Raw genomic sequence first — 25561 nt, 5'->3', positions numbered from 1 at the left:
TGAGGGCGGCGCAGGGGCGGCGCGCTCAGGAGATCTCCCAGCTCCCGCCGTCCTTCGGGACGAGCTCGATCCACGTGTTGCCCGGGTCGAGCTCCACGGGCTCGCCGTCCCGCGTCAGCTCCACGGGGGACTTCTGGTCCTTCTTCGACCACTGCACCGGGACCGTCTTGCCGCCCGTGGCGAGCACGCCCTTGCCCTTCCCGACCAGCTCGGTCTTGGGCACGGGGTTGCCGGCCGGGTCCTTGTACGTCGTGTTCACCACGTCGACGGACAGCAGCAGCACGTTGGTGGCGGCCAGCCGCTTCCCCGCCGACGAGACCGACTCCTGCGAGCCCTCGCTGCGCAGCCACTGCTTCTGCTTGCCCGACCAGTCCCACACGCTGTGCTGAGCCGGGCTGAGCTTCGCGTCGACGGTGGCGGCCGCCGACCCGTCCGCGCTCGCCGTGCCCTCTCCCGCCGCGTCCGCGTACCGGAACTGGGCGGGCGGGGGCGCCTTCCGGTCGCCGTCCGCCTGGTCGAGGAAGGCCTGCATGTCGCCGACGACGTTGTGCGGGGCGGCGCGGTCCGGGTCGCGGGAGAAGCCGGCGTCGCCGCGGTCCATGATCACGGACTGCGTGCCGGACTTCTCGACCTCCTTGATGAAGGGCGCCTGCCCGCCCGAGTAGGCGAGGATGCCGCCGAGCGGGGCGACGACGTCGGGGTCCATCGGCCGCACCGAGCGCACGGGCTCCACCGTCTTCGGGACGTGCGAGTGGTAGACGGCGACGAAGCGCGTGATGCCGCCCTCGACGACCTCCTCCCAGACCATGTCCGCGTCCTCGAGGCCCGTCTGCGGCCGGGCCTGCGGCGCGTTCTCGATCTTGACGGCGAGCGCCGGACGGGCGGCGACCTCGTCCGACGGCACGCCGGTGAGAGGCCAGGCCGGCGGGATCTCCGGCGCGGGCGGAGCGCCCTTGTCCGCGGTCGTGTCCGGCGACGCGGTGGGCGCGGGCCCGCCGGACGAGCACGCCCCGAGCGCCAGGACGGCGGCCACCGCGAGGGCGGCCGCGGCGCGGACGTGGGGCGTGCGGTGCGTGGCGGTCATGCGTCCTCCGGAGGGCGGCGGGCTGTGCTCGCGGTCACACCTCACCGTATGTCGCCGGCCCCCGGTTCCGGCGTCAACTCACCCGCCAGGACCCGCTCCCGCGCGGCACCAGCTCGATCCACAGGTTGCCCGGGTCGAGCTTCGCCGGCTTCCCGCCGGGCGTCGTGAGGACGATCCGCGAGCGCGTGCCCTTCTTCTTCCAGGTCACGCTCAGCGCCTTGCCCCGGGTGAGGAGCACGCCCTTCCCCGTGCCGACCATCTGCGTCTCGGGGACGGGGGCGCCGCTGGGGTCGCGGTACTTCGTGTTCTTCATCGCGACGGACAGGACCAGCACGTTGCGGGCCCGCAGCTGGCTCCCGGAGGAGATCGACGGGGTGGAGCCGTCGTAGCGCGCGTAGGTCGCGGTCTTCGCCTTCCACCGCCACACCGTGCGCTGCGCCGGCGAGAGCCGGACGTCGGCGACGTGACCGCGGCGGTCGTGGGTCGCGGCCGACCCCTGCCCGGCCTTCGCCGCGTACGAGAACTGCGCGCGCGGCGGCGTCGCACGGCTCTTGTTCGCCTGCTTGGCGAACGTCTTCACCGAGCCGTAGACGTTGTGGGGCGCGTAGCGGTCCCCGCTGCGCCAGAAGCCCGGGTCACCGCTGTCCATCGTCACGGACTGCACCCCCGCCTTCCCCACGGCGCGGATGAACGGCGGCTGCCCGCCCGAGTAGGCGAGGATCCCGTGCATCGGGGCCACGATCGCCGGGTCCATCGGGCGCACGGACCGGACCGGGCCGACGGTGGACGGCAGGGACGAGTGGTAGACGGCGACGTAGCGGCTGATCCCGCCCTCGACCACCTGCTCCCACACGATGTCTGCCGACTGCAGGCCACGCTGCGGGCGCGCCGCGGTGGAGTTCTCGATCTTCACGGCGACGGCGGGGCGGGCCGGGACCTTCGCGGTCCCCGTCCGCTTGCCCGTCAGCGGCCACACCACCGGCTTCGGCTTCGGCTTGGGCTTGGGCTTCACGGGGTCGGGCGGGGTCGCCTTGGGCACGGCGACGTCAGGGGCCGCGGTGACGGTGGGCGGGGCGGCCGGCTTGCCCGCGCCGCAGGCGGCCGTGGTCACCAGCGCGAGCGCGACGAGCGCGGCGGCGGCTCCGGTCCGGGCGCGGCGGGCACCGCGGGCCGGGGTGCGGGGCATCGTGGGCATCCTCGACGTCCTCCTCGACGTGCGTCCGGCGTCGGCCCGCGGGCTCCCCGGGCCGGGACCGGACCACCCTACGGCAGCCCGCCGCCGGCCCGGACCTACCCTGGTGCGGTGCCCGGTCCCTCGCTCCCCCCGCCCGTCGGCGCGCTCCGCGACGCCCTGCGCGCCGCCCTCGACGGCGGCCCCGCCGTCGTCCCGCTCCCCCGGACGACGACGGGCGCGCCGCCCGCCGGGACGACCCTCGTCGTGCGCACGTCCGGCTCGACGGGCACGCCCCGCGAGGTGGCGCTGACGGCCGACGCCCTGCGCGCGTCGGCGACGGCGACGCACGAGCGGCTCGGCGGTGCCGGGCACTGGGTGCTGACGCTGCCGCCCACCCACGTGGCCGGCCTGCAGGTGCTGGTGCGGTCGGCCCTGGCCGGGACGCCGCTGACGGCCGCCGACCCCGACGCCCGCTTCACGCCCGACGGCCTGGCCGACCTGCTGGAGCCCGCCCTCGCCGGCGACGGGCCCGTGTACGTCTCCCTCGTGCCCACGCAGGTGCACCGGCTGCTGGCCGCGGCCCGCGACGGCGCCGCCCGCGGCCTGGCGGCGCTGGCCCGGTGCGGTGCGGTGCTGCTCGGCGGCGCCGCGTCCCCGCCCGCGCTGCTGGCGCAGGCCGCGGACGCCGGGGTGCGCGTCGTCACGACGTACGGCATGTCCGAGACCGCCGGCGGGTGCGTCTACGACGGCGCGCCCCTGCGCGGCGTGCGGGTCCGCGTGCGTCCCGCCGACCCGTCAGGTCCGGCGCGGGGTGTACCGAGCACCGAGCCTGACGGCTCGGGGGCCGTGGGGGTCGTGGAGCTCGGCGGGCCCACGCTCGCCGCGGGGTACCTGGGCGACGACGCCGCCACGGCCGCCGCGTTCCGCACCGACGACGACGGGTCGCGCTGGTTCCGCACCTCCGACCTCGGCCGGCTCGCCCCCGACGGCACGCTGCAGGTGCTCGGTCGCGCGGACGACGTCGTCGTGACCGGCGGCGTGAACGTGGCCCCCGCGCCCGTGGAGGCGCTGGTCGGCGAGCTGCTGGGGGGCGAGGCGTGCGTCGTCGGCGTCCCGGACCCGGAGTGGGGGCAGGCCCTCGTCGCCGTCGTCGCGCTCCCCTCCGCATCGAGCGTGCTCGCGCCGCTCGCCCCCGACGACGTGGCGCGGGTGCGGGCCGCCGTCGCGACTAGGCTGGGTGCGCCGTCTGCGCCCCGCCGCGTGTACCGGGCGCCCGCGCTCCCCCTGCGCGGTCCCGGCAAGGTGGACCGCGGCGGCGTCGTCGCCCTCGTCCGCGAGCACGAGGCGCGCGCCTGACCTGCTCGCGACCCGCGACGCCCGGGCGCCGCACCGACGGACGGAGAACCATGGCCAGCTCGAGCGAGTGGATCGCCGGCGCACGACCCCGCACGCTGCCGGCGGCGGCGGCCCCCGTGCTCATCGGCTCCGGGGCCGCGGCCGACATCGACGCCTTCGCCTGGCTGCCCGCCGTGCTCGCGCTCGGCGTCGCGCTCGCCCTGCAGGTGGGCGTCAACTACGCCAACGACTACTCGGACGGCGTCCGCGGCACCGACGTCGACCGTGTGGGCCCGTTGCGGCTCACGGCCTCCGGCATCGCGGCGCCGGGCCGCGTCAAGGGCGCCGCGTTCGGCTCGTTCGCGGTCGCCGGCGTCTTGGGGCTCGCCCTGTGCGCCGTGACCGGGCACTGGTGGCTGCTGGCCGTGGGCGTGCTGTGCGTGCTCGCGGCCTGGTTCTACACCGGCGGCAAGCACCCCTACGGGTACGCGGGCCTCGGCGAGGTCGGCGTGTTCGTGTTCTTCGGGCTCGTCGCGACGCTCGGCACCACGTACACGCAGGCCGACACCCTCACCTGGCCGTCCGTGCTGGGCGCCGTCGGCGTCGGGATGATCGCCTGCGGCCTGCTCATGGTGAACAACGTGCGCGACATCCCGACCGACGTCGTCGCGGGCAAGCGCACCCTCGCCGTCCGGCTGGGCGACCACCGCGCACGCCGCTGGTACGCGGCGTGCATCGTGCTGCCCGTGGTGCTGGGGATGGTGTGCGCGGCGTGGTCGCCGTGGGCGATGCTCGTCACCGTGCTGCTGCTGCCGGCCGCGCTGCTGGTGGTCCCCGTCATGGCCGGGGCCCGCGGGCCGCTGCTGGTGCGGGTGCTCGCCGGCACCGGCATGTTCGAGCTGGCGTACGGCGTGCTGCTGGGGCTGGGCCTGGCGCTCTAGGCCCGGCGCTCGGAACCGCCTGCGGCGGTCCCGGCGCTGCCGGCACCGTCCGCGGGCTCCGTGGGCTCAGCGGACTCAGCGGACTCAGCCGACTCAGCCGACTCAGCGGACTCCCGGTCCATGACGGCGTCCTCGAAGTCGGTGTCCACGTCGTGCTTGGCCGAGCCGTCCTTGCGGCGCTGCTCCTTCTCCGCGAGCCAGACGGCCGCGGCCTCGCGCGGCCCGGCGAGCGCCAGGTAGGACACGGCGAACGCCACGACGGCGGCGACGAGGACGAGGAGCCAGCTGCGCAGGCCGAGCACGTAGCCGGCGCCGAGCGCGGCGACGAACAGCAGGATCCGCCAGACGGTGTACATCACGAGGGGCACCCGTCCAGGGTAGGCGCGATTCCTGAGCACTCCGACGCCGAACTAGGCTGGGGGCATGTTCGCGCGTGTGATCCTGCCGCTGCTCGTGGTGGGGCTCGCCCTGTATGCCCTCCTCGACCTCGCCGGCTCCGACGAGGAGGAGCGCGGTGGCCTCCCCCGGTGGCTGTGGGCGGTGATCATCGTGCTGCTGCCGCTGTTCGGCGCCGTCGCGTGGATCGTCGTCAAGCAGGCGAGCCGCCGCGCCTCCGGCGGCCGTGGGGACTCCTCGCGGCCGGGCCGTCGCGGCCCCTCCGGCCCGCGCCGCCCTTCCGGGCCCGTGGCCCCCGACGACGACCCCGAGTTCCTCTGGCGCCTGGAGCAGGAGAAGCGCCGCCGCCAGCGCGAGTCCGGCGGCAACGGCGACGCCCCCTGAGGGCATTGGGGCACTGGGGGCGACGCCCCTGAGGCGTGAGGGCGACGGCCCTGAACCGTGGGCACGACAGAGGGGACCGTCCGGTGCGGACGGTCCCCTCTGTCGTGCCCCGAACTGTCGTGCCCCGAAGCCCTGGTGGGTCAGGCGTCGGTGTTGAGGCCCGAGTACGAGTGCTTGCCGTTGAAGATCAGGTTCACGCCGGTGAAGTTGAACAGCACGCACAGGTAGCCGACGATCACGAACCAGGCGGCGCGGCGGCCGTCCCAGCCCCGCGTGGTGCGGGCGTGCAGGTAGGCCGCGTAGACGACCCAGATGACGAAGCTCCAGACCTCCTTGGGGTCCCAGCCCCAGTAGCGGCCCCAGGCGTGCTCGGCCCAGATGGCGCCGCCGATGATGGTGAAGGTCCACAGCACGAAGCCCACCGCGTTGAGGCGGAAGGACAGCGCCTCCAGGGACGTCGGCGTCGGCACGCGGTCGAGCCAGCGGAAGCCCGGGCGCTGGAGGTACGGCGAGCCCGAGTCGCGGCTGTCGCGCACGAGCTGCAGCACCGACGAGACGAACGCCACCGTGAAGATGCCGGTGGCGCTGATCGCCACGCCCACGTGGATGACGAGCCAGTAGTTCTGCAGCGCCGGCTGCACGCCGGTGGCCGCCACGTAGAAGACGTTCAGGCCGAGCACGAGGAACAGCACCGCCAGGCCGGTGACGAACGCGCCGAGGAACTTGAAGTCCTTGCGCACGTTCATGCCGAGGAACACGGCGAGGGCCATGAAGGAGCCCACCAGCGTGAACTCGTACATGTTGGCCCACGGCGTGCGGCCCGCGGCGATGCCCCGCAGCACGATCGCCACGAGCAGCATGGCGGTGCCCAGCCACGTCGTCGACATCGCGATCCCGGCCGCGCGTCGGCGGGCGGGGGCCGGCGGCGCCGCCCCACCGCCCTTCGCGTCGGCGGGAGCTTCCGGCGCCGGAGCACCGGCCCCCACCGCGACCGGGGTGCGCGCCTCGGCGCGGGCGTCGGCCCGCTGCTCGGTGCGGCGGCCGAGGTCGATCGCGAACGCGACGAGCGCGATCGTGAGCGCCGTGGCCGCGCCCCACACGAGCAGCACGCTCAGCTCGGCGATCTGCATGGTCAGTCCTCCGTGGCTGTCTTCGGGTTGTCGTCGGGCGTGTCGTCCACCCGGCCCGGCACCGCCGCCAGGGCCTTGTCGACCTCACGCTGCAGGCCGGCGTCGTCACCGCGCGCGAGCCCGGCGAGCTCGACGTGCGTGACGGACCGACCGTCGTCGTCCGTGGTCTCCCATGATCGCACCCACACGCGACGGCGCGGCGTGAACAGCGAGATCGCGAGGCCGCCCAGGGCGAGCAGGGCGAAGGTGAGCACCCAGGCGAGCGACGGGTCGTGGCGCAGGTCGAGCGCGACGTACCGCGGCACGTCCTCGCCGAGCGTCACCGTGCCGAGGCCGTCCGGCAGCTCGACGGTCTCCCCCGGCTTCACCAGGAGCTTGATCGTCGCGCCGTCCTCGTCCACCGACGGGGTGAGGCTCGCGGTGTCGAGGCGGTACACGTTCTGCGGCACGCCGTCGTCCAGGCCCAGGTCGCCGCGGTACACCTCGAGCACCATCAGCGGGTTCTGCGGCTGCGGGAAGACGGAACGGGCGGACCCGTCCGCGTCGACGACGGCGGTGGGCAGGAAGTAGCCGACCAGGCCGATCTGCTCCTGGCCCTTCGACACGTCCGGCACCTTCACGACGCCGCGCGACGTGTACATGGTGTCCTCGGGCAGGAATGGGACCCGGCCGGAGAACGCCAGCTCGCCGGCGCCGTCCTTCACTGTGATCTCCGGCGCGAAGCCGTTGCCCTGCAGGTAGATCTTGGCGCCGTCGACCGTGAGCGGCTCGTTCACCTTGATCGTCTCGGCGTGCGACGAGCCGTCGGGCTCGGTGGCCGTCACGTACGCGGTGAAGTCGCGCGCCTGGGCGAACGCCACCGTGTCGGAGGCGAACGTCGACTCGAACGAGTCGAGGGTCATGGAGAACGGCGACAGCGACGACGGCCGGAACCAGGCGCCCTTGTCGAAGGTGTCGTAGTCGACGACGGCGTTGGCGAAGCCGCGGCCCTCCGTGACGATCGCCTGGCCGCGGTAGTGCATGAGCTGGCCGAGGGCGACGGAGACGAGCAGGCCGAGCAGCGCCAGGTGGAACAGGAGGTTGCCGGACTCGCGCAGGTAGCCGCGCTCGGCGGCGACGGTGCGGGTGGCCGGGCGCCCGAGGCGGGGCTCCTCGGCGCCGACGTCCACCCGGAAGGTGGGCAGCCGGCGCAGCGGCCCGCGCAGGTGGGTGGCGACGGCGTCGACCACCTCGTCCGGCGACGCCGTCGTGCCGGCCTCCGCCGTCGCGGGGAAGCGGCCGAACCGCACCGGGGTCTTCGGCGGGCGGTTCCGCAGGGCGCGGGCGTGCGCGATCGTGCGCGGCAGGATGCAGCCCACCAGCGAGATGAAGAGCAGCAGGTAGATCGCGGAGAACCAGACGGAGCTGTAGACCTCGAAGAAGCCGAAGCGGTCCAGCCACTCCCCCAGGGTCGGGTGGTCGCCGAGGTACTCGAGCACGGCCGCGGCGTCCTGGCCCCGCTGGGGCAGGATCGAGCCGGGCACGGCCGCGACGGCGAGCAGCATGAGCAGCATGAGCGCCACGCGCATGCTCGTCAGCTGACGCCACGTCCAGCGGAGCGTGCCGCGCCAGCCCAGGGAGGGCAGGGTCGGGGTGCCACCGGGCTTCTGCGGCCCGTCCGCGGGCGCGGACGGGGCGTCGTCCGGACGGCCCTCGACGAACGCGTCGTTGATGCCCTCGGGGCGGTAGGTCGCCTTCTCGCTCATCACACCACCGTCGCGAATCCGCTGACCCAGCCCTGGAGCTGGCTGGTCCACGCGGCCCAGAGGCCCGTGACCAGCGCCAGGCCGACCAGCACCAGCAGGGCGCCGCCGGCGCGCTGGATGGCCAGGCGGTGGCGACGCAGGAAGCCGAGCATGCGCTGCGACGACTGCAGCCCGAGCGCGACCAGGAGGAACGGCACGCCCAGCCCGATGCAGTACGCGATGCCCAGCGCGATGCCGCGCCCGGCGGACGCCTGGTCGAGCGACAGCGCCTGGACGGCGGCGAGGGTGGGGCCGATGCAGGGCGTCCAGCCCAGGCCGAACACGACGCCGAGGAGGGGCGCTGCCCACAGGCCCGCCTGGGGGCTGAGGTGCATGCGCCGCTCGCGCTGCAGGAACGGCATCGCCCCGAGGAACGCGAGACCCATGAGGATCACGACGACCCCGAGGACCCGCATGATCGTGGTCTCCCACTGCACGAGGTACGAGCCGAGCGCCCCGGCCGCGGCCATGAGCGCCACGAACACCGCGGTGAAACCGAGCACGAACAGGGCCACGCCCGCGACGACGCGCCGGCGGCCCGGGTCCCGCGGCGCCCCGGGGCGGGCCTGCGACCCGCCGGCCGTGGCGGCGGCCATCCCGCTGACGTACCCGACGTAGCCGGGCACGAGCGGCAGCACGCACGGCGAGGCGAACGACACGAGGCCGGCGATCAACGCCACCGGCAGCGCCAGCAGCATCGAGCCGCTGAACGCCGTGACCGCGAAGGTGTCACCCATCAGGCGCCCTTCGCCGCGCCGTCGCCCGAGCCGCCGGACGACTCGGCGAGCACCTCGTCGACGATCGCGTCGAGCGTGGACGCCTCCGCCTGCCCGATGACGCGCGCCGCGACGCGGCCCTCGGCGTCGAGCACGACGGTTGACGGGACGGCCTGCAGCGGCACGACGCCCGAGAGCTTGGCCACGACCTTCCCGGTGCTGTCCGCGACGGACGGGTACGGGACGTCGAAGGTGCGCTGGAACGAGGTGGCGGCGCCTGCCTCGTCCTCCGTGTTGATGCCCAGGACGCGCACGCCGTCCGCCTCGCGGTCGTTCGCGAGAGCCACGAGGTCGGGGGCCTCGGCGCGGCACGGCGCGCAGCCGGCGTACCAGGTGTTCACGACGACGACGTCGCCGAGCCAGTCGGCGGTGCTGACGTCGTCGCCCTCGAAGGTGGTGCCCTGCACGGTGACCACGTCGCCGCGGTCGCCCGCGTCCCACTGCTTCACCGAGCCGTCGCCGGAGACGAAGCCCTGGCCGACGACGTCGCCGGCGCCCGAGTCCTGCGCGCCGCACGCGGCGAGGAGGCCGAGGCCGAGGACGGCGCCGACCGCCGCGGACGCGCGCCGGAGCGCGCGCGAGGAGGTGGTGCGCATCATGCCCCCGGCACCGGGTCGGCGCCCGCGAGCAGGTCGGCGGCGGGCTCGGTGTAGTGCAGGCCGACGAACGTGTCGCCCTCGAACCGCAGCGACGTCATGGACGCCAGGGAGCACTCGCGCCGGCGCGGGTCGTGCGCCAGCGAGCGGGCCTCGAACGAGCGCCGCGTCACCCACACGGGCAGCTGGTGGCTGACCAGCACCACCTCGTGGCCGGCGTACGCGCGGCGGGCGTCGTCCACCGCGGCGCGCATGCGCGCGACCTGCGCGGCGTACGGCTCGCCCCACGACGGGCGCAGCGGGTTCCACAGGAAGCGCCAGTAGCGGGGGTGGGCAAGCTGCGCCGGGTTGCTCCCGATCGTCGTGCCCTCGAAGTGGTTGCCGGCCTCGACGAGGCGGTCGTCGGTGGCGAGGGTCAGGCCGAAGGCCTGGGCCGTCGGGGTCGCGGTCTCCTGCGCGCGCTGCAGCGGGGACGCGACGACGCCGGCGACGTCGTGGCCCGTCCCGGACAGGTGCTCCGCCACGCGGCGCGCCATCGCCTGACCGCGATCGGACAGGCGGTAGCCGGGGATGCGCCCGTAGAGGACCCCGTCCGGGTTGTGGACCTCGCCGTGCCGCACGAGATGGACGGTGGTGGTGGCCATGGGTCCCAGTGTCCCAGAACTCCGGGGTACCCAGGTCCCGTCCAGCCAGGGGTGACGGCGCTCACGCCCCGGGTGCGGGACCGTCCTGCGGCGACTCGGCGGGAGGCACGCCCGCACCCGGCTCGCCCGCGAGCTCCACGGCGGGGTCGAGACCCTTCGCGGTGGCGGCGACCTTCGCCATCGCGCGGCCCAGGACCGCCATCTCGGCGGGGTCGAGGGCGTCGACCAGCAGCCGCCGGACGGCGGTGACGTGGCCCGGCGCGGCGTCGACGAGCGCGGCGTACCCGGTGTCGGTCATGACGCAGTTCACGCCGCGCCGGTCGCCCGGCACGGGGGTGCGGACCACGAGCCCGCGCTGCTCCATGCGGTCGACGGTGTGCGTGAGCCGGCTGCGCGACAGGGCGAGGAACTCCGCGAGCGCCGACATCCGCAGCGTGCGCTCGGGCGCCTCGGAGAGCTGGACCAGCAGGTGGTACTCGCCGAGCGTCACCGGCAGCCCCTCGTCGTGCGCGGTGCCCAGCGCCTCGAAGAAGCGTGCCGTCCCCTCCAGGAAGCGTCGCCACGCCCATTGCTGGCTCTCGTCGAGCCATCGCGTCTCCGCGTCCTCGCGCTGCCGCGCCTCGTTCGTCCCGCCCACGGGAATAGGTTACGAGACCGGCGTGTTCTCCCCCTCGTGACGGTAGTTGAGTGCTCAACTACCTAGTGACACCGACCGCACGACCTACTCCGAGGAGACACCCATGACCGCGCTGCCCGCAGGCCTGAACACCGGTACCTACGCCATCGACACCGCCCACTCCACCGCCTCCTTCTCCGTGCGTCACGCGGGGATCGCCAAGGTGCGCGGCACGATCGCGATCACCGGCGGCTCGATCACCGTGGGCGACGACCTCGAGTCCTCCAACGTCGCGGCCGAGCTGGACGCGGCGTCGGTCAACACGAACGACGAGAACCGCGACAACCACCTGCGCAGCGCCGACTTCTGGCACGCGGAGGAGAAGCCGGTCTGGAGCTTCGTCTCCAAGGGCATCTCGACGGACGGCGACGACTACACGATCGCCGGCGACCTCACCATCAACGGCGTGACCAACTCCGTGGAGCTCCCGACCGAGTTCACCGGCACCGCCACCGACCCGTTCGGCAACGCCCGCGCCGGGTTCGAGTCGCAGATCGAGATCTCCCGCAAGGAGTACGGCCTCACGTGGAACGCCGCGCTCGAGACCGGCGGCGTCCTGGTGGGCGACAAGGTCAAGATCGCCCTCGACGTCTCGGCCATCAAGCAGGCCTGAGCCCGCTCCCTCCCCGCGAGGCAGCTCGCAGAGCGCCGAGGTCGTCCGAGCCGGACGACCTCGGCGCTCTCTCGTACCGGCCCGGCGCGACCGCTATCTCGCGGCGGTGCCGTTCGTCGCCGCGCGGGCGGCGGCGTGGAACGCCAGGATCTGCAGCTCGCCGGCCACGTCCACCGAGCGCACGACCACGTCGTCGGGCAGCTGGAGCGCGACGGGCGCGAACGACAGGATCTCGCGCACGCCGCAGCCCACGATGCGCTCGGCGATCGGCTGCGCCACCGGCCCCGGGGTGGCCAGGACCACCATCGACACCCCCGTGCGCGCCAGCACCTCCTCGAGCCGGTCGACGTGCTCGATGGTCAGGCCCGCCGCCGTCCGGCCCACGACCTGCGGGTCCGCGTCGAGCAGCGCCACCACCTGGAAGCCGCGCGCCGCGTAGCCCGAGTAGTTGGCCAGGGCGTGCCCCAGGTTGCCGATGCCGACGATCGCCAGCCGGTGCTCGGACTCCAGCCCCAGCGCCGTCGCGATGTACTGCGCCAGCGACTGCACGTCGTAGCCCACCCCGCGCGTGCCGAACGACCCCAGGTAGGACAGGTCCTTGCGCAGCTGCGCCGACCCCACCCCGGACCGTTCCGCCAGTTCCGACGACGACGTCGTCGTCACCCCGGCCTCCGCCAGGTCACGCAGGGCGCGCAGGTAGTACGGCAGCCGCGCCACCGTCGCGGCCGGCACCGTCGCCTCACCGAGCTCGATCACTCCGTCGTCCTCCCCGGGCTCAGCGCGCCAGCCGGCGCGCCAGCCGCGCGCCGTCCACCCGCCAGAAACCCTGCTGCACGCCGTCCACCTCGACGACGGGCACGTAGTCCCCGTACCTTCCCACCAGATCACCGCCCGGCGCGTCGTCGACCTCGATGTCGATCTCGCGCCATGCCTCCCCCGCCGCCTCGCACACGTCCGTGACGACCGCCCGAGCGTCCTCGCACAGGTGGCAGCCCTGCTTCGTGTACAGCAGCACCCGGGGTTCACCTGCGGATCCCTGCGGCATGCTCACCTACCAAGCCTAGCCGCGCCGATACAGTGGACCGCATGCCGTCGCCCGCCGAGTCGTCCACGCCGGTGCGCGCCGCAGCGTTCTTCGACGTCGACAACACGATCATCCGCGGCGCCAGCGCGTTCCACCTGGCACGCGCCCTCTACCAGCGCCGGTTCTTCGGGACCCGCGACCTGGTGCGGTTCGCGCTCATCCAGGCGAAGTACCTGGTGTTCGGGGAGTCGCGCACGCAGATCGAGTCGGTGCGCAGCCGTGCCCTGTCGCTCATCGCCGGCCGTTCCGTGGCGGAGATCACCGCCGTGGGCGAGGACGTGTACGACACCGTCCTCGAGCTGCGCATCTTCCCGGGCACCAAGCGCCTGCTCGACGAGCACCTCGCCGCCGGCGACCAGGTGTGGCTGGTGACCGCGACCCCCGTGGAGATCGGCGGCCTCATCGCGCGCCGCCTGGGCGCGACCGGCTGCCTCGGCACCATCGGCGAGCACTCCGGCGGCTTCTACACCGGCCGCCTCGTGGGCGACCTCATGCACGGGGAGGCGAAGGCCGCCGCCGTGCGCGAGCTCGCGGAGCGCGAGGGCATCGACCTGTCCGCCTCGTACGCGTACGGCGACTCGCTCAACGACCTGCCGATGATGCGCACCGTGGGGCACCCGTGCCCCATCAACCCCGACACCCGCCTGCGCCGGCACGCCAAGGAGGTGGGCTGGCCCATCCGCGAGTTCCGCGGGCGCGGGCGCCGCGTCGCGGGCCGGGGCATGAAGACCGCGTCGTGGGCGGGCGCCGCCTGGGTGGCGGGCCTGGCCCTGCGCAGCATCCAGAAGCGCCTGCGCGGCCGCTGACGGCACCCTCGCCACGCCGGCGGCACGTCCGGACGGGCGACACCGGTCCGGACGTGCGAACGGGCCCGGCGCCTCCGTGGAGGTGCCGGGCCCGTTCGTGCTCGCTGCCCGCCGGGATCAGCCGGCGGACGAGCTCACTTCTTGTTGCGACGCTGGTGACGCGTCTTCCGCAGCAGCTTGCGGTGCTTCTTCTTCGCCATGCGCTTGCGGCGCTTCTTGATGACGGAGCCCATGAGGTCCTCACAATGCTTGTCGGTCGGTGGAACACGGTTGGTCCCAGGAGCCCTGTCTCCAGGAGCAGCCGACCAACGCGGAAAAGTCCGTCCCCCAGGGTACCCGATGCTGAGGGGCTGCCTGACCCGGCGGCTACCGCGCGCGCAGGATGACGGCACCGAGGTCGTCGACGTTCCGGCGCAGCTCGTCCCTCCACTCGGGCGCCCCGGGTTCCATCGGGGGGCCGTCGGGGGAACCGCCCGACCAGAACGCCCCGCTGCCCACCGCGGCGGCGTAGCCGATCAGGGCGGTGCTCACGAGGCGCTCGACGCGCGGCAGCTGGTCGGGGTCGACGCCGGCGTCCCGCAGGATCCCGTACGTCGCCTCCATGACGCGGATCGCCTCGGGAGCCCGGTACGGCCGGTTGAGCACGAGCAGGAACGCCTCGGGGTGCCGGACGGCGGCGTCGAGCAGCTGCTGCGCGACGGCGTGCAGGCGGGGCCGCCACTCGGCGGGGAGGTCGCCGGTGGCGACGTCGGCGAGCACCCGGCCGACGAGGGCGTCGAGGATCTCCGCCTTGTCGGCGAAGTGCCGGTAGAGCCCCATGGCCGACAGCGACACCCGCTCGGCGACGGTCCGCATGGAGAGCCGCTCCACCCCGACCTCGTCCGTGAGCTCGAGCGCCGCCCGGAGGATCTGTTCGCGCCGGACGGCCGTCTGCTGCTTCTTCCCCGTCATGTATACAGTGTACGCATGACCCGGTCCGGACTCCCCGAGCTCGTGCGTGCGCCGTCGCGCGTGCCGCTCGTGATGCTGGTCGTGGCCAACCTCGTGTCCACCGTCGGCGGCGCGATGAGCCTGGTGGCGCTGCCGTGGTTCGCCTTCTCGATCACCCGGGACCCCGCCCTCACCGGTGTCGTCGCCGCGTGCGAGTTCACCGCCGTCGTGGTCGCCTCGGCCTGCGCAGGGTGGTTCATCCAGCGGCTCGGCGCCCGCGGCACGCGCGTGCTGTCGGACGTGGTCAGCGGCGTCGCCGTCCTGGCCGTCCCCGCGCTGTTCGAGCTCGGCGCGCTCCCCTTCGGGCTCCTGCTCGCCCTCGTCGCCGTCAACGGGTTCCTGCGGACTCCCGCGGTGGCGGCGAGCTACCTGCTGCTCGCGGGAGCCGCCGAGCGCGGCGGGACGACGACCGGCGCCGTGAGCGGGCCGTACCTGGCGTCCCTCGCGCTCGCCGGGGCGATCGGGGCACCGGTCGCGGGCGCGGCGATCGCCGCGGCGGGCGCGCCGCTGGTCCTCGTCGGGGACGCGGTGACGTTCCTGGTGTCCGCACTGCTGGTCCGGGGCTTCCTGCCCCGGTTCGAGCCCGAGGACACGCAGGAGCGGCCGCCGACGGTCGCCGGCGCGCTGCGCGTCATCGGGCGGAGCCCGGTGCTGCGGCTGATGCTCGCGGGGTCCCTGGTGCTGGGGCTGCTGTCGTCCGCGTGGGCCACCGTGATCGCTCCCGTGTACGGGACGGAGGTCCTGCGCAGCCCGGCCGCCCTCGGGTTCGTGCTCACCGCGCAGAGTGTCGGCAGCATCCTGGGTGCGTGGTCGAGCGCACGGGTCGAGCGCCGCCTGTCCCGCCGCCGCCTCGCGCCGCTCGCCGTCGTGACGGCGGTCGTGCCGATGTTCCTGGCGCTCGGCACCGCCGCGCCGCTGGGCGTCCTCCTCCCCGTGGCCTTCGTCTTCGGGACCGCGGGAGGGGTCTACGGCACGATGTTCGTCAACGTCGAGTACGCGACCGTGCCGCGCCACCAGCAGGGCCACGTGTTCGGCGTCGTCACCGCCCTCGGGCAGACCAGCTCCGCCGTCGGCCCGCTGCTCGCCGGCGTCGTCGTCGGCACCGCCTCGTTGCGGGTGTTCAGCGCCGCCGCGATCGTCGCCGGGCTCGTGACGGCCGCCGCCCTGCTCCTCGCGGCACCGCGGCGGGGACCGCGCGGGCGCCGGACCACGTGACCCTCGTGGGGCCGCGGGGCCGTCCGGCCGGCCGGTCCCCTAGTCCCGGTACGGGTCCAGCCCCCACGTGGGGAACACGTGCCGGCGGGTGGCGAGGATCGCACGGTCGACGTCGTCGGCCGGGTCGTAGCCGTCCCCCCAGGGGCGCCAGGAGATCTCGCCGCCGGCGAGCCGCTCGGCCGGGTCGAGCCCGGAGAGCTCCTCCACCTCGCGGCGCCAGGACTCGGGCAGCTCCAGGCACGCGGGCAGGGGCGCGTGCGCGGCCTCCGCGACGAGGCTCGCCCACACCAGCGGCACGACGTCGACCACCGCGTACCCGCCGCCGCCGAGCGCCACCCAGCGGCCGTCGGCGAGCTCGTGCGCGAGGGCGTGCACCCACCGGGCGGCGGTGCGCTGCGCCGCCACGCCCACGTCGAGGTCCGTGAGGGGGTCGTTGCCGTGCGCGTCGCACCCGTGCTGCGACACGATCACCTGCGGCCGGAACTCGCGGACCACCGCCGGCACGACGGCGTCCACGGCCCGCAGCCAGTGCGCCCCGTCGGTGCGGGGCGGCAGCGCGACGTTCACCGCCGTGCCCTGCGCCGCGGTGCCGCCCGTGTCGCCCGCGTTGCCGGTGCCCGGGAACAGCGTGTGCCCGTCCTGGTGCACCGACACCGTGAGGACGCGCGGGTCGTCCCAGAAGATCGACTCGACCCCGTCGCCGTGGTGGGCGTCCAGGTCGACGTACGCGACGCGCTCCGCACCGAGGTCGAGCAGCCGCTGCACGGCCGCCGCGGCGTCGTTGTAGATGCAGAACCCGGACGCCGCGCCGCGCTGCGCGTGGTGCATGCCGCCCGCGATGTTCACGCCGTGCTGCACGTGCCCCGACCACACCGACTCCGCGGCGTCCACCGACGCGGCGACGAGCCGGGCGCCCGCCTCGTGCATGGTCGGGAACACCGGGTCGTCCTCGGTGCCGAGCCCGCGCGCGAGGTCCGGGGCGCCGGTCGCGGCCGCGCGGCGCACCGCCGCGACGTAGGCGGCGTCGTGCACCGACTCGATGACCTCGTCGGGGGCCGGCTCGACGTCGGCCAGCTCCAGCGTGGGCTCGTCGAGGAGGCCGAGCTCCGCCACGAGCCGCATGGTCAGGTCGAGCCGGGCGGGCGCCATCGGGTGCCCGGGGCCGAAGTCGTAGCGCAGGAGCTCAGGGCTCCACAGCAGCCGGGCGACGCGCATCCCGTCACGGTAGCCGACGGCGTGGCAGGCTGTGCCCAGCGACTGAAGGGCGAGAGGGGACAGGGTGCCGGGGACGTGGGGCGGTCGCGGGCTCTCGCTGCGCGGTTGGGCCAACCGCGCCGCCCGCGAGTACCCCGCGAGGCTCGCCATGACGGTGTTCGCCGCCGTCATCACCGTGATCTGGCTGCTGCTCCTCACCCCGTGGGCGACGGCGTCCGGCCGCGGCGCCTCCATGGTCGACGCGCTGTTCACCGCGACGTCGGCGGTCTGCGTCACCGGCCTCGTCGTGCAGGACACCGCCACCTACTGGTCGGAGTTCGGGCACGTCGTCATCCTCGTCGGCATCAAGGTGGGCGGCCTGGGCGTGATGACGCTGGCGTCGCTGCTCGGCCTCGCCGTGTCGCGCCGGCTAGGCCTCACGCAGAAGCTGCTGACGGCGTCGGAGACGAAGACCGAGCGGCTCGGCGAGGTCGGCGCGCTGCTGCGCACCATCATCATCACCGCCACGACCATCGAGCTGTGCCTGTCGCTGCTGCTCTTCCCCCGCTTCCTCGCCCTCGGCGACCACGCGGGGACCGCGGCCTGGCACGCGCTCTTCTACGGCATCTCGTCGTTCAACAACGCGGGGTTCGTGCCGACGCAGGAGGGGCTGCTCCCGTTCGCGTCCGACTGGTTCGTCCTGGTGCCGATCGCCCTCGGCGTGTTCATCGGCTCGCTCGGCTTCCCCGTCATCCTCAACGTCATCACCAACCGCCGCCGCAAGCACAAGCACTGGGTCCGGGCCCTGTCGCTGCACACCAAGCTGACGGTCACCACCAGCCTCGCGCTCCTCGTGGCCGGCGCGATCCTCATCGGCGCGATGGAGTGGAACAACCCCGCGACCTTCGGCGACCAGGACTTCGCGACCAAGATCCTGTCGTCGGTCTTCGCGTCCGTGATGCCGCGCTCGGCGGGCTTCAGCTCCGTGCCGGTGCACGAGATGACGCAGGAGACCTGGCTGCTCACCGACGCCCTGATGTTCGTGGGCGGCGGCTCCGCGTCCACCGCGGGCGGCATCAAGGTCACGACCTTCGCCGTGATGCTCCTCGCCATCGTCGCCGAGGCCCGCGGCGACGCCGACACCGAGGTGTTCGGCCGCCGCATCCCCCGAGACACCCTGCGCCTGTCGATCGCGGTCGTCTTCGTGGGCGCCACGGCCGTGCTCGTGTCGTGCCTGGCCCTGCTGCGTCTCACCGACCTGCGCCTGTCCGAGGCGCTGTTCGAGGTCATCTCCGCGTACGCCACGGTGGGCCTGTCGACCGGCGTCACCGCGGGCCTGCCCGACGCCGCGAAGTACCTGCTGTGCGCGCTGATGTTCGTGGGGCGCGTCGGCGTCATCTCGCTGCTCGGCGCCCTGGCGCTGCGCGACCGGCGACGCATCGTACGCTTCCCCGAGGAACGCCCGATCATCGGGTGACCCCACCTGACGACCTGCGTGAAGACGACCTGCCGGAAAGAGGAGAACCGTGGCGGACAAGAAGGCTCCCGCGCGCGACGCGGGCGTGCTCGTCATCGGCCTGGGGCGCTTCGGCTCGTCGCTCGCGACGACGCTGGACCGGCTCGGGCAGGACGTGCTCGCCGTCGAGCGCGACGAGAAGCTCGTGGCGCAGTGGTCGGGCCGCCTGCCCCTGGTGGAGGCCGACGCGTCGGAGTCGGAGGCCCTGATCCAGCTCGGCGCCAAGGACTTCGGCGTCGCCGTCGTCGGCGTGGGCACGGAGCTCGAGGCGTCCGTGCTCATCACGGCCAACCTCGTGGACCTCGGGACGCCGCAGATCTGGTCCAAGGCCATCTCGGCGGAGCACGGCCGCATCCTCACCCGCATCGGCGCGCACCACGTCGTCTACCCCGAGGCCGACGCCGGCTCCCGCGTCGCGCACCTCGTGAGCGGCAAGATGCTCGACTACATCGAGGTCGAGGACGGCTTCACGATCGTCAAGATGCGCCCGCCGAAGGAGATGCAGGGCTTCACGCTCGCGCAGTCGGACATCCGCAAGCGCTACGGCGTCACCGTCATCGGCGTGAAGTCGCCCGGCGTCGAGTTCACCTACGCGACGCCCGAGACCCGCGTGAGCGCCAACGACCTGCTGGTCTGCTCCGGCCACGCCGACCTGCTGGAGCGGTTCTCCGCCCGCCCCTGAGGCCCGCGGGGAGACGGGACCCTCAGGCGGTCCGACGGCGCAGGGTGGCGACGCCGAGGACGACGGCGCCGACGATGAACAGCGCGATGGCGCCCACCGCGCCCTGCACGTCCGCCCACTCGCCGCCGGCGGCGAGCGTCTGCATGGCCTCCACCGCGTAGGTGAGCGGGAAGACGCGCGAGAGCCACTCGAGCACCTCGGGCATCTGGTCGCGCGGCACGAGCAGGCCGCAGGTGATGAGCTGCGGGAAGATCACCGCGGGCATCATCTGCACGGCCTGGAACTCGCTGCGGGCGAGCGCGGACGCGGCGAGGCCCAGGCAGCAGCCGAGGACGGCGTCGAGCATCGCGACGGCGATCACGAGCCAGAGCGGGCCGAGCACGTCCATCCCGACGACGAGGGCGAAGCCCACCACCACCAGCGACTGCAGCAGCGCGAGCGCCGCGAACGCCAGCGCGTAGCCGGCCACGAAGTCGCCCTTGCGCAGCGGCGTCGTCATGAGCCGCTCGAGGGTGCCCGACTGCCGCTCGCGCAGGGTGGCGACGCTCGTCACCAGGAACATCACGATCAGCGGGAACAGCCCGACGAGCATCGGGCCGAACTGGTCGAGCACTGGCGTGCCGTCGAACATCCAGGCGATGAGCCCCAGCAGCAGGCACGGCAGCACGAGGATGAGCGCGACGGTGCGGTGGTCGAAGCGCAGCTGCGCCAGGACCCGGCTCGCGGTCGTGAGGGTGAGGGTCATCGGGCCTCCTCCGCCTGCTGGTCGATGAGCGCGAGGAACGCGCGCTCGGCGTCGGGGGCGCCGGTGCGGGCGAGGAGCTCGGGGGGCGTGAGGTCGGCGACGAGCGCCCCGTCGCGCAGCAGCAGGAGCCGGTCGCACTGGGTGGCCTCGTCCATGACGTGGCTCGAGACCAGCAGCGCCCGCCCGTCCCCGGCGAGGCGGCGGAACATCGCCCACAGGTCCCGGCGCAGCACGGGGTCGAGGCCGACCGTGGGCTCGTCGAGCACCAGGAGCTCGGGGTCGCCGACGAGGGCGGCCGCGAGCGAGACGCGCGACCGCTCGCCGCCGGACAGCGTGGCGACCCGCTGCTTCTCGTGCCCGCCGAGGTCGACGGCGGCGACGGCGCGGCGCACCGCCGCCTCCGCCCCCGCGGCCGGCAGCCCCGCGAGCCGGGCGAAGTAGCGCAGGTTCTGCAGCACCGTGAGGTCGGTGTACACCGAGGCGGCCTGCGTCACGTAGCCCACGCGGCGGCGCAGGGCCGGAGCACCCGCGGGCTCGCCCAGGACGGTCACCTCACCCGCGACCCGGGCCTGGACCCCGACGACCGCGCGCAGCAGCGTCGTCTTGCCGGAGCCGGACGGCCCCAGCAGCCCCACCACCTGGCCCGCGGGCACGGTGACGTCCAGGCCGTCGATGATCGGCCGGCCGCCCCGCTCGACCCGCAGGCCGCGGACCCGGACGGCGACGTCGTCGTCGTTCCCCATGAGGAGGATTGTGCTCCCCGGCGGGCCCGCTCTCCCCGCAGCGCGCCGGGTCGGCCGTGCGCCGGGTCAGCCGTGCTCGGCGGCCAGCTCCCGCGAGCGGTCGCGGGCGGCCTCGAGCGCGTCGAGGAACGCGGCGCGCACGCCGCCGTCGTCGAGCTTGCGCAGCGCGGCCACCGTGGTGCCACCGGGCGAGGAGACCTTCTCGCGGAGCAGGACGGGGTGCTCGCCCGTCTCGTCGAGCAGCTTCGCCGAGCCCAGCACGGTCTCGACCGCGAGGCGCCGCGCGACGTCGCGGGTGAGGCCGAGCAGCACGCCGGCCTCCGCCATCGCGTCGACCACGTAGAAGACGTAGGCCGGGCCCGAGCCCGCGAGCGCGCCGAACGCGTCGATGTCCTTCTCGGCGACGCGGAAGACGTGGCCGGAGCCGGCGAGCACCTGCTCCACCAGGGCGACGTCGTCCTCGCGGGCGGCCGACCCCCCGACGACCGCGGTCACGCCGGCGCCCACCAGGGCGGGGGTGTTGGGCATCGCCCGCACCACGGGGGTGCCGGCGGGCAGGCGCTGCTCGAAGAACGACAGCGGCAGGCCGGCGGCGACGCTCACCACGACGGCGCCCGGCTCGAGCGCGTCGGCCACGCGGTCGAGCATGGCCCCCGCGTCCTTCGGCTTCACGCCGACGACGACGACGTGCGCGCCCTCGACGGCGGCGACGTTGTCCGTCGTCGCGCGCACCCCGAAGCGCTCGGTGAGGTGGGCGCCGCGCTCGGCACGGCGGGAGGTGGCCACCACGTCCTGCGGCGCGACCCCCGCGGACAGCGCCCCCGCGAGCACCGCCTCGCCCATGTTGCCCGTCCCCAGGAACGCCATCTTCACGCCGTCCGTCCGGCTGTTCGTCGGGGCGCCGGCCTGCTCGTCAGTCTGCTCGCTCACGGGCACCACGGTACGTCCCGCGCGGCCCTCGGGGCCGACGCGCGGGCTACAGGGGGTACGCGGAGTAGAAGTCCTCGACCAGGTCCGCCGGGCCCGTGGCCTGCAGCACGGCCGTGCCGTTGCGCCACGTGACGACGGCGGTGCCCGTCGCCGAGCCCGGGGTGACGACGTACGCCCCGACGGTCTTGCCGTCCACCGTCACGTCGCCCTCGCCGGTGGGCTCGCCGGCCGCCTTGACCAGCGCCTCGTACGCCGCGGACGCGGCGTCGTCGTCCTCCCACTGGCCGGCCTCGACCTGCACCGTGGTCGCGGCGTCGCCCGCGCCGTCCGCGTACGTGAGCTGCCACGCCTCGACGGCGTCGGCCTCCTTCTCGCGGTCCTTGTCCTCCGTGACGCCCTGCAGCGCCAGCGCCAGCACGGTGTCGGGCTGCGCCTTGAGGAACGCCGTCTGCGACTCCGGGCGCCCGCTCGGCGCGATCGTCGGCGTCGGGACCGGCGCCGTCACCGTGGCCTGCGGCTCCGGCTCCTCGCGCGCGAACCCCGGCCACACGAACGCCGTCAGCAGCACCACCACCAGCACGAGCGCGCCCGCGGCCGACGCCACCACGATCCGACGACGGCGGAACACCTCCGGCGACGGGCGCCCGTTCCCGCCCGTGCGTGCCTGGCTCACGATGTCCTCCTGCGGGGTCGGCGGCGGTGCACGACGCAGCCTAGGGCGCGCGTCCCGGTGTCGGCGGCTCCTCCGGCGCGTGTCGAGGCGCCCCGGCTCAGCGCAGCACGAGCTCGACGTCCGGGTGGTCGGCGAACACCTCCAGGACGAGCTCGGCGTACGTCCGGCCGCGCCCGGCCTCGAGGTCGGCGAGGCGCCCGCGGAACAGGGCGGCGTCGAACCGCGGGTCGCCGAGCTTCGCCAGGTAGTACGCGCGCGTCGCGGCGAAGCCGAGGGCGTCGCGGGAGCGGTCGAAGGCGTGCCAGACGACGGTGACCCGGTCCGCGCCGTGCGCGGCGCCGAACCCGCCGTGCAGCAGATCGTCCAGGGCGTCGAGGCTCGGCCCGAGGTCCCAGTCCTCGCCCGCCATGAAGACGCGGTTCAGCTCGTCGTAGAACGTGGCGACGGAGACGACCCGGCGGCCGTCGAGGTGCAGCGTGCGGTGCAGGCCCTCGGAGGTGTCCACGTCCTCGACGACCTCGTCCGGGGTGAGCCCGTCGTACTCCGTGAGCTCCGTGCGCCAGTACTCGGCGCCGTCGCGGGTGCGGTGCACCGTCCCCAGGTCGACCATCGCGCGCCGCGCGCCGACCGGGTCCGCGGCGAGCTCCGCCAGCCGGTCCGTGAGCTCGCGCTCCCCCAGCGGCTCCAGCAGGTCGGGCAGCGTGGCGTGCGCGAGCCAGCGCGCCACCGCTCTGCGGTGCTCCCACCGCCGCGGCATCGCCAGCAGGCGCCCGTCGTGCAGGAACCGGGTCACGTCGGGGTTCTCGGGGGCCACCCGGCCATCATCGCGCGCCGCCCGCGCCGGTGTCGGTGCCGGGGCCTAGCGTCTGTCGACGTGAGCACCACGACGTCGTCCCGCAGCCGCGCCAAGCAGTCCCGCCCCGGCTACCGCTGCACGGAGTGCGGGTGGACCACCCCCAAGTGGGTGGGCCGCTGCGGCGAGTGCCAGGAGTGGGGCACGGTCACCGACGAGGGCCCGGCGTCGGCCGGGCCGCGCACGGTCGCGACCAGCCCGGGCCGCGCCCCGGCGCGCCCGATCGGGGACATCGACGTCGCGGCCGCGCAGGCGGCGCCCACGCAGGTGCCCGAGCTGGACCGCGTGCTCGGCGGCGGGCTCGTGCCCGGGGCGGTCGTGCTGCTGGCGGGCGAGCCGGGCGTCGGCAAGTCGACCCTGCTGCTCGACGTCGCGGCCAGCTACGCGCGCGGGGCCGACGGCCGCGACGCGCGCACCGTGCTCTACGTGACGGGCGAGGAGTCCGCCGGGCAGGTCCGCCTGCGCGCGGAGCGGGTGGGCGCGCTGGCGCCGACGCTGCTGCTCGCCGCGGAGACCGATCTCGGCACCGTGCTGGGCCACATCGAGGCCAACCAGCCCGACCTGCTGGTCGTGGACTCCGTGCAGACCATCGCGTCGGCGGAGGTGGACGGCGCGCCCGGGGGCGTGAGCCAGGTGCGCGAGGTCGCCGCCTCGCTCATCGCCGTCGCGAAGGAGCGGCAGGTGCCGGTGCTGCTCGTCGGGCACGTCACCAAGGACGGCACGGTGGCCGGCCCGCGCACGCTCGAGCACCTGGTCGACGTCGTGTGCCAGTTCGAGGGCGACCGGCACTCGCGGCTGCGCATGGTGCGCGCCGTGAAGAACCGCTACGGCCCCACGGACGAGGTCGGCTGCTTCGAGCTCTCCGAGAAGGGCATCATCGGCCTCAGCGACCCGAGCGGCCTGTTCCTCTCCCACCTCGGCGCGGGCGTGCCGGGCACCTGCGTCACGGTGACGCTCGAGGGCCGGCGCCCGCTCGCGCTGGAGCTGCAGTCCCTGGTCGCGCCGTCGCCCCTGGCGAACCCGCGGCGCACGACGAGCGGCGTCGAGTCGTCCCGCCTGGCGATGATCCTCGCGGTGCTGCACCGGCACGCCGGCCTGCGGCTCGCCGACCAGGACGTGTACGTCTCGACGATCGGCGGCGCCCGGGTCACCGAGCCCGCCGCCGACCTGGCCACCGCCCTCGCCATCGTGTCGGCGCGCACCGGCGAGCCGCTGCCCACCGGCACGGTCGCGCTCGGCGAGGTGGGTCTGGCGGGCGACATCCGGCCCGTCACGGGGCTCGACCGGCGGGTCGGCGAGGCCGCGCGCCTCGGCTTCGTCCGGGCCGTCGTGCCGGCCGGCGCGTCGGTCAAGGCGCCCGCGGGGATGCAGCTCCTGGAGGCCCGGCACCTCGCCGAGGCCGTCGACCTCGCGGGGGTCGGCGTCCGATCGGCGGATCGCCGGGGCGAGCGGCCCTCCGCGTCGTAGGATTCCCCCGTGGCTCCCTCCTCCGTGCACTCCGATGCCCTGCTCCGGGAGACGCTTGCCGCGGTCGCCCCCGGCACCGAGCTGCGCGACGGCCTCGAGCGCATCCTGCGCGGCCGCACGGGCGCGCTCATCGTCCTCGGCCTCGACAAGACCGTGGAGCAGATGTGCTCCGGCGGCTTCGAGCTCGACGTCCAGTTCTCGGCCACGCGCCTGCGCGAGCTGTCGAAGATGGACGGCGCGTGCGTCCTCGACCACGACGCCACGCGCATCCGCCGCGCCGCCGTGCAGCTGCTGCCGGACCCGTCCATCGAGACCAGCGAGTCCGGCACCCGCCACCGCACCGCGGAGCGCGTCGCCAAGCAGTCCGGCCTGCCGGTGATCTCCGTCAGCCAGTCGATGCGGATCATCGCCATCTACGTCGGGTCGCACCGGCACGTCCTCGAGGACCCGGACACCATCCTCGGCCGCGCGAACCAGGCCCTCGCCACCCTGGAGCGCTACCGCTCCCGCCTCGACGAGGTGTCGGGGACCCTGTCCGCGCTGGAGATCGAGGACCTCGTCACCGTGCGCGACGTCTGCTCCGTCGTCCAGCGCCTGGAGATGGTGCGCCGCATCTCGGAGGAGATCGACGGGTACGTCGTCGAGCTCGGAGCGGACGGCCGCCTCCTCGCCCTGCAGCTCGACGAGCTCATCGGCGGCATCGGCGCCGACCGCGACTTCGTGGTCCGCGACTACGTCGAGCTCGAGCGCAGCGGCCGCTCCCTCACCGGGGTCCAGGCCGACCTCGCCGCCCTCGACTCCGCGCAGCTCCTCGACCTCGGCCACATCGGCCGCGTGCTGGAGCTGCCCGGCGGGGGCGTCGCCCTCGACGCCGCGGTGGCGCCGCACGGCTACCGGCTCCTGTCCAAGGTGCCGCGCCTGCCCGCCGCCATCATCGAGCGACTGGTCGGGCACTTCGGCGGGCTGCAGAAGCTCCTCGCGGCGAGCGTCGACGACCTCATGGCCGTCGACGGCGTCGGCGAGCAGCGGGCGCGCGCCGTGCGCGAGGGCCTGTCGCGCCTCGCCGAGTCCAGCATCCTCGAGCGCTACGTCTGACCTGAGCCGCACCTGACCCGGCGCCCGGCGTCGGC

Annotated in this window: 29 protein-coding genes; 10 read left to right on the top strand and 19 right to left on the bottom strand. The window is 74.6% G+C overall.

Translation table 11 applies throughout. The features are described from left to right. Nucleotides 1–25: 25 nt before the first annotated feature. Together ACFU5J_RS13120 and ACFU5J_RS13115 are read right to left on the bottom strand one after the other, a co-directional pair. Nucleotides 26–1084 (bottom strand): DUF3048 domain-containing protein, encoded by a 1059-nt coding sequence (locus tag ACFU5J_RS13120; protein WP_430574487.1) that lies wholly within the window; start codon nucleotides 1082–1084, stop codon nucleotides 26–28. A gap of 73 nt (nucleotides 1085–1157) precedes the next feature. Beyond that, nucleotides 1158–2270, bottom strand: coding sequence for a DUF3048 domain-containing protein (locus ACFU5J_RS13115; RefSeq protein ID WP_430578988.1), 1113 nt, complete (start codon nucleotides 2268–2270; stop codon nucleotides 1158–1160). 117 nt (nucleotides 2271–2387) lie between these two features. Between ACFU5J_RS13115 and ACFU5J_RS13110 the strand changes: the two genes are divergently transcribed. Beyond that, the gene (locus ACFU5J_RS13110; protein ID WP_430578987.1) at nucleotides 2388–3614 is read left to right on the top strand and encodes an AMP-binding protein; all 1227 of its coding nucleotides are present in this window, start codon (nucleotides 2388–2390) and stop codon (nucleotides 3612–3614) included. A gap of 50 nt (nucleotides 3615–3664) precedes the next feature. Continuing rightward, nucleotides 3665–4534, top strand: coding sequence for a 1,4-dihydroxy-2-naphthoate polyprenyltransferase (locus ACFU5J_RS13105; protein ID WP_430574484.1), 870 nt, complete (start codon nucleotides 3665–3667; stop codon nucleotides 4532–4534). Here ACFU5J_RS13105 and ACFU5J_RS13100 read toward each other — a convergent pair. Next, nucleotides 4531–4902 carry a DUF4229 domain-containing protein gene (locus ACFU5J_RS13100; RefSeq protein ID WP_430578986.1) on the bottom strand — a complete coding sequence of 124 codons (372 nt, stop codon included), beginning with the start codon at nucleotides 4900–4902 and terminating at the stop codon, nucleotides 4531–4533. The genes ACFU5J_RS13105 and ACFU5J_RS13100 overlap by 4 nt on opposite strands. Before the next feature lie 55 nt (nucleotides 4903–4957). Between ACFU5J_RS13100 and ACFU5J_RS13095 the strand changes: the two genes are divergently transcribed. Next, a complete protein-coding gene (locus ACFU5J_RS13095) occupies nucleotides 4958–5314 on the top strand; it encodes a PLD nuclease N-terminal domain-containing protein (RefSeq protein ID WP_430574482.1) in 357 nt (118 codons plus the stop codon). A 140-nt stretch (nucleotides 5315–5454) separates the two neighbouring features. Here the strand turns inward: ACFU5J_RS13095 and ccsB are convergent, their stop codons facing one another. The 6 genes from ccsB to ACFU5J_RS13065 all read right to left on the bottom strand — a co-directional run bounded on the left by ccsB (nucleotide 5455) and on the right by ACFU5J_RS13065 (nucleotide 10881). Next, nucleotides 5455–6444, bottom strand: a complete 990-nt coding sequence (gene ccsB, locus ACFU5J_RS13090; protein ID WP_430574481.1) for a c-type cytochrome biogenesis protein CcsB — start codon at nucleotides 6442–6444, stop codon at nucleotides 5455–5457. Between the two features lie 2 nt (nucleotides 6445–6446). After that, nucleotides 6447–8189 (bottom strand): cytochrome c biogenesis protein ResB, encoded by a 1743-nt coding sequence (locus ACFU5J_RS13085; protein ID WP_430578985.1) that lies wholly within the window; start codon nucleotides 8187–8189, stop codon nucleotides 6447–6449. Then, the gene (locus tag ACFU5J_RS13080; RefSeq protein WP_430578984.1) at nucleotides 8189–8965 is read right to left on the bottom strand and encodes a cytochrome c biogenesis CcdA family protein; all 777 of its coding nucleotides are present in this window, start codon (nucleotides 8963–8965) and stop codon (nucleotides 8189–8191) included. The genes ACFU5J_RS13085 and ACFU5J_RS13080 overlap by 1 nt, the downstream gene beginning before the upstream one ends. Beyond that, entirely contained in the window at nucleotides 8965–9603 is a 639-nt protein-coding gene (locus ACFU5J_RS13075) for a TlpA family protein disulfide reductase (RefSeq protein WP_430574478.1), read from the bottom strand. Before ACFU5J_RS13075 ends, ACFU5J_RS13080 begins: the two co-directional genes overlap by 1 nt. Then, entirely contained in the window at nucleotides 9600–10244 is a 645-nt protein-coding gene (locus ACFU5J_RS13070) for a histidine phosphatase family protein (RefSeq protein WP_430578983.1), read from the bottom strand. The genes ACFU5J_RS13075 and ACFU5J_RS13070 overlap by 4 nt, the downstream gene beginning before the upstream one ends. A 61-nt stretch (nucleotides 10245–10305) precedes the next feature. After that, entirely contained in the window at nucleotides 10306–10881 is a 576-nt protein-coding gene (locus ACFU5J_RS13065) for a MarR family winged helix-turn-helix transcriptional regulator (RefSeq protein ID WP_430574476.1), read from the bottom strand. Between the two features lie 103 nt (nucleotides 10882–10984). Between ACFU5J_RS13065 and ACFU5J_RS13060 the strand changes: the two genes are divergently transcribed. Next, the gene (locus tag ACFU5J_RS13060) at nucleotides 10985–11533 is read left to right on the top strand and encodes a YceI family protein (RefSeq protein ID WP_430574475.1); all 549 of its coding nucleotides are present in this window, start codon (nucleotides 10985–10987) and stop codon (nucleotides 11531–11533) included. A 93-nt stretch (nucleotides 11534–11626) separates the two neighbouring features. Here ACFU5J_RS13060 and ACFU5J_RS13055 read toward each other — a convergent pair whose 3' ends face one another. Both ACFU5J_RS13055 and ACFU5J_RS13050 read right to left on the bottom strand, forming a co-directional pair. Next, complete coding sequence (locus ACFU5J_RS13055; protein WP_430574474.1) at nucleotides 11627–12289, bottom strand: redox-sensing transcriptional repressor Rex; 663 nt, start codon at nucleotides 12287–12289, stop codon at nucleotides 11627–11629. Nucleotides 12290–12308: 19 nt separating this feature from the next. After that, on the bottom strand, nucleotides 12309–12578 hold the full coding sequence (locus ACFU5J_RS13050) for a glutaredoxin family protein (RefSeq protein WP_430579010.1): 270 nt from the start codon (nucleotides 12576–12578) through the stop codon (nucleotides 12309–12311). A 41-nt stretch (nucleotides 12579–12619) separates the two neighbouring features. Between ACFU5J_RS13050 and ACFU5J_RS13045 the strand changes: the two genes are divergently transcribed. Next, nucleotides 12620–13423, top strand: coding sequence for an HAD family hydrolase (locus tag ACFU5J_RS13045; protein WP_430574472.1), 804 nt, complete (start codon nucleotides 12620–12622; stop codon nucleotides 13421–13423). Nucleotides 13424–13557: 134 nt separating this feature from the next. On the opposite strand, the gene ACFU5J_RS13040 is transcribed toward ACFU5J_RS13045, so the two are convergent. Beyond that, on the bottom strand, nucleotides 13558–13656 hold the full coding sequence (locus ACFU5J_RS13040; RefSeq protein ID WP_003792170.1) for a 30S ribosomal protein bS22: 99 nt from the start codon (nucleotides 13654–13656) through the stop codon (nucleotides 13558–13560). Nucleotides 13657–13789: 133 nt separating this feature from the next. Further along, nucleotides 13790–14374: a TetR/AcrR family transcriptional regulator gene (locus ACFU5J_RS13035; protein ID WP_430578982.1), complete on the bottom strand. Its 585-nt coding sequence runs from the start codon at nucleotides 14372–14374 to the stop codon at nucleotides 13790–13792. Nucleotides 14375–14389: 15 nt separating this feature from the next. Here ACFU5J_RS13035 and ACFU5J_RS13030 point away from each other — a divergent pair, with 15 nt between their 5' ends. Continuing rightward, the gene (locus tag ACFU5J_RS13030; protein WP_430578981.1) at nucleotides 14390–15628 is read left to right on the top strand and encodes an MFS transporter; all 1239 of its coding nucleotides are present in this window, start codon (nucleotides 14390–14392) and stop codon (nucleotides 15626–15628) included. 39 nt (nucleotides 15629–15667) lie between these two features. Here ACFU5J_RS13030 and ACFU5J_RS13025 read toward each other — a convergent pair whose 3' ends face one another. Then, on the bottom strand, nucleotides 15668–16843 hold the full coding sequence (locus ACFU5J_RS13025) for an acetoin utilization protein AcuC (protein WP_430574469.1): 1176 nt from the start codon (nucleotides 16841–16843) through the stop codon (nucleotides 15668–15670). A gap of 64 nt (nucleotides 16844–16907) precedes the next feature. Here ACFU5J_RS13025 and ACFU5J_RS13020 point away from each other — a divergent pair, with 64 nt between their 5' ends. Continuing rightward, on the top strand, nucleotides 16908–18299 hold the full coding sequence (locus ACFU5J_RS13020) for a TrkH family potassium uptake protein (protein WP_430574468.1): 1392 nt from the start codon (nucleotides 16908–16910) through the stop codon (nucleotides 18297–18299). Between the two features lie 49 nt (nucleotides 18300–18348). Further along, the gene (locus tag ACFU5J_RS13015; protein ID WP_430574467.1) at nucleotides 18349–19020 is read left to right on the top strand and encodes a potassium channel family protein; all 672 of its coding nucleotides are present in this window, start codon (nucleotides 18349–18351) and stop codon (nucleotides 19018–19020) included. Nucleotides 19021–19042: 22 nt separating this feature from the next. Here the strand turns inward: ACFU5J_RS13015 and ACFU5J_RS13010 are convergent, their stop codons facing one another. From ACFU5J_RS13010 to ACFU5J_RS12990, 5 genes are all read right to left on the bottom strand, one after another. Then, nucleotides 19043–19765, bottom strand: coding sequence for an ABC transporter permease (locus tag ACFU5J_RS13010; protein WP_430578980.1), 723 nt, complete (start codon nucleotides 19763–19765; stop codon nucleotides 19043–19045). After that, nucleotides 19762–20508, bottom strand: coding sequence for an ABC transporter ATP-binding protein (locus ACFU5J_RS13005; protein WP_430578979.1), 747 nt, complete (start codon nucleotides 20506–20508; stop codon nucleotides 19762–19764). Before ACFU5J_RS13005 ends, ACFU5J_RS13010 begins: the two co-directional genes overlap by 4 nt. A gap of 66 nt (nucleotides 20509–20574) precedes the next feature. Next, complete coding sequence (proC, locus tag ACFU5J_RS13000) at nucleotides 20575–21438, bottom strand: pyrroline-5-carboxylate reductase (RefSeq protein ID WP_430578978.1); 864 nt, start codon at nucleotides 21436–21438, stop codon at nucleotides 20575–20577. Nucleotides 21439–21484: 46 nt separating this feature from the next. Next, complete coding sequence (locus ACFU5J_RS12995; protein WP_430574462.1) at nucleotides 21485–22111, bottom strand: hypothetical protein; 627 nt, start codon at nucleotides 22109–22111, stop codon at nucleotides 21485–21487. A 97-nt stretch (nucleotides 22112–22208) separates the two neighbouring features. Next, nucleotides 22209–22925, bottom strand: coding sequence for a DUF2087 domain-containing protein (locus ACFU5J_RS12990; RefSeq protein WP_430578977.1), 717 nt, complete (start codon nucleotides 22923–22925; stop codon nucleotides 22209–22211). 60 nt (nucleotides 22926–22985) lie between these two features. Here ACFU5J_RS12990 and radA point away from each other — a divergent pair, with 60 nt between their 5' ends. Together radA and disA are read left to right on the top strand one after the other, a co-directional pair. After that, the gene (gene radA / locus ACFU5J_RS12985) at nucleotides 22986–24431 is read left to right on the top strand and encodes a DNA repair protein RadA (protein ID WP_430574460.1); all 1446 of its coding nucleotides are present in this window, start codon (nucleotides 22986–22988) and stop codon (nucleotides 24429–24431) included. A 9-nt stretch (nucleotides 24432–24440) separates the two neighbouring features. Continuing rightward, complete coding sequence (gene disA, locus ACFU5J_RS12980; RefSeq protein WP_380321471.1) at nucleotides 24441–25526, top strand: DNA integrity scanning diadenylate cyclase DisA; 1086 nt, start codon at nucleotides 24441–24443, stop codon at nucleotides 25524–25526. Nucleotides 25527–25561: the final 35 nt, after the last annotated feature.

It is taken from the genome of Isoptericola sp. NPDC057559 (genome assembly GCF_042801555.1).
In the GTDB taxonomy this organism is placed as follows: domain Bacteria; phylum Actinomycetota; class Actinomycetes; order Actinomycetales; family Cellulomonadaceae; genus Isoptericola.
The sequence above is the reverse complement of the archived record's forward strand: the minus strand, read 5'-3'. Positions and strand labels throughout refer to the sequence as shown.

Excerpts from the sequence above, each read along its gene's own strand:
- ACFU5J_RS13080 (WP_430578984.1), bottom strand. The coding sequence starts at position 8,965 with ATGGGTGACACCTTCGCGGTCACGGCGTTCAGCGGCTCGATGCTGCTG.
- ccsB (WP_430574481.1), bottom strand. The coding sequence starts at position 6,444 with ATGCAGATCGCCGAGCTGAGCGTGCTGCTCGTGTGGGGCGCGGCCACG.
- ACFU5J_RS13040 (WP_003792170.1), bottom strand. The coding sequence starts at position 13,656 with ATGGGCTCCGTCATCAAGAAGCGCCGCAAGCGCATGGCGAAGAAGAAG.
- ACFU5J_RS13060 (WP_430574475.1), top strand. The coding sequence starts at position 10,985 with ATGACCGCGCTGCCCGCAGGCCTGAACACCGGTACCTACGCCATCGAC.
- ACFU5J_RS13010 (WP_430578980.1), bottom strand. The coding sequence starts at position 19,765 with ATGACCCTCACCCTCACGACCGCGAGCCGGGTCCTGGCGCAGCTGCGC.
- ACFU5J_RS13115 (WP_430578988.1), bottom strand. The coding sequence starts at position 2,270 with ATGCCCCGCACCCCGGCCCGCGGTGCCCGCCGCGCCCGGACCGGAGCC.
- ACFU5J_RS13035 (WP_430578982.1), bottom strand. The coding sequence starts at position 14,374 with ATGACGGGGAAGAAGCAGCAGACGGCCGTCCGGCGCGAACAGATCCTC.
- ACFU5J_RS13030 (WP_430578981.1), top strand. The coding sequence starts at position 14,390 with ATGACCCGGTCCGGACTCCCCGAGCTCGTGCGTGCGCCGTCGCGCGTG.
- ACFU5J_RS13070 (WP_430578983.1), bottom strand. The coding sequence starts at position 10,244 with ATGGCCACCACCACCGTCCATCTCGTGCGGCACGGCGAGGTCCACAAC.
- ACFU5J_RS13120 (WP_430574487.1), bottom strand. The coding sequence starts at position 1,084 with ATGACCGCCACGCACCGCACGCCCCACGTCCGCGCCGCGGCCGCCCTC.
- ACFU5J_RS13045 (WP_430574472.1), top strand. The coding sequence starts at position 12,620 with ATGCCGTCGCCCGCCGAGTCGTCCACGCCGGTGCGCGCCGCAGCGTTC.
- ACFU5J_RS13085 (WP_430578985.1), bottom strand. The coding sequence starts at position 8,189 with ATGAGCGAGAAGGCGACCTACCGCCCCGAGGGCATCAACGACGCGTTC.
- ACFU5J_RS13105 (WP_430574484.1), top strand. The coding sequence starts at position 3,665 with ATGGCCAGCTCGAGCGAGTGGATCGCCGGCGCACGACCCCGCACGCTG.
- ACFU5J_RS13075 (WP_430574478.1), bottom strand. The coding sequence starts at position 9,603 with ATGATGCGCACCACCTCCTCGCGCGCGCTCCGGCGCGCGTCCGCGGCG.
- ACFU5J_RS13025 (WP_430574469.1), bottom strand. The coding sequence starts at position 16,843 with ATGCGCGTCGCCCGGCTGCTGTGGAGCCCTGAGCTCCTGCGCTACGAC.
- ACFU5J_RS13005 (WP_430578979.1), bottom strand. The coding sequence starts at position 20,508 with ATGGGGAACGACGACGACGTCGCCGTCCGGGTCCGCGGCCTGCGGGTC.
- ACFU5J_RS13050 (WP_430579010.1), bottom strand. The coding sequence starts at position 12,578 with ATGCCGCAGGGATCCGCAGGTGAACCCCGGGTGCTGCTGTACACGAAG.
- ACFU5J_RS13095 (WP_430574482.1), top strand. The coding sequence starts at position 4,958 with ATGTTCGCGCGTGTGATCCTGCCGCTGCTCGTGGTGGGGCTCGCCCTG.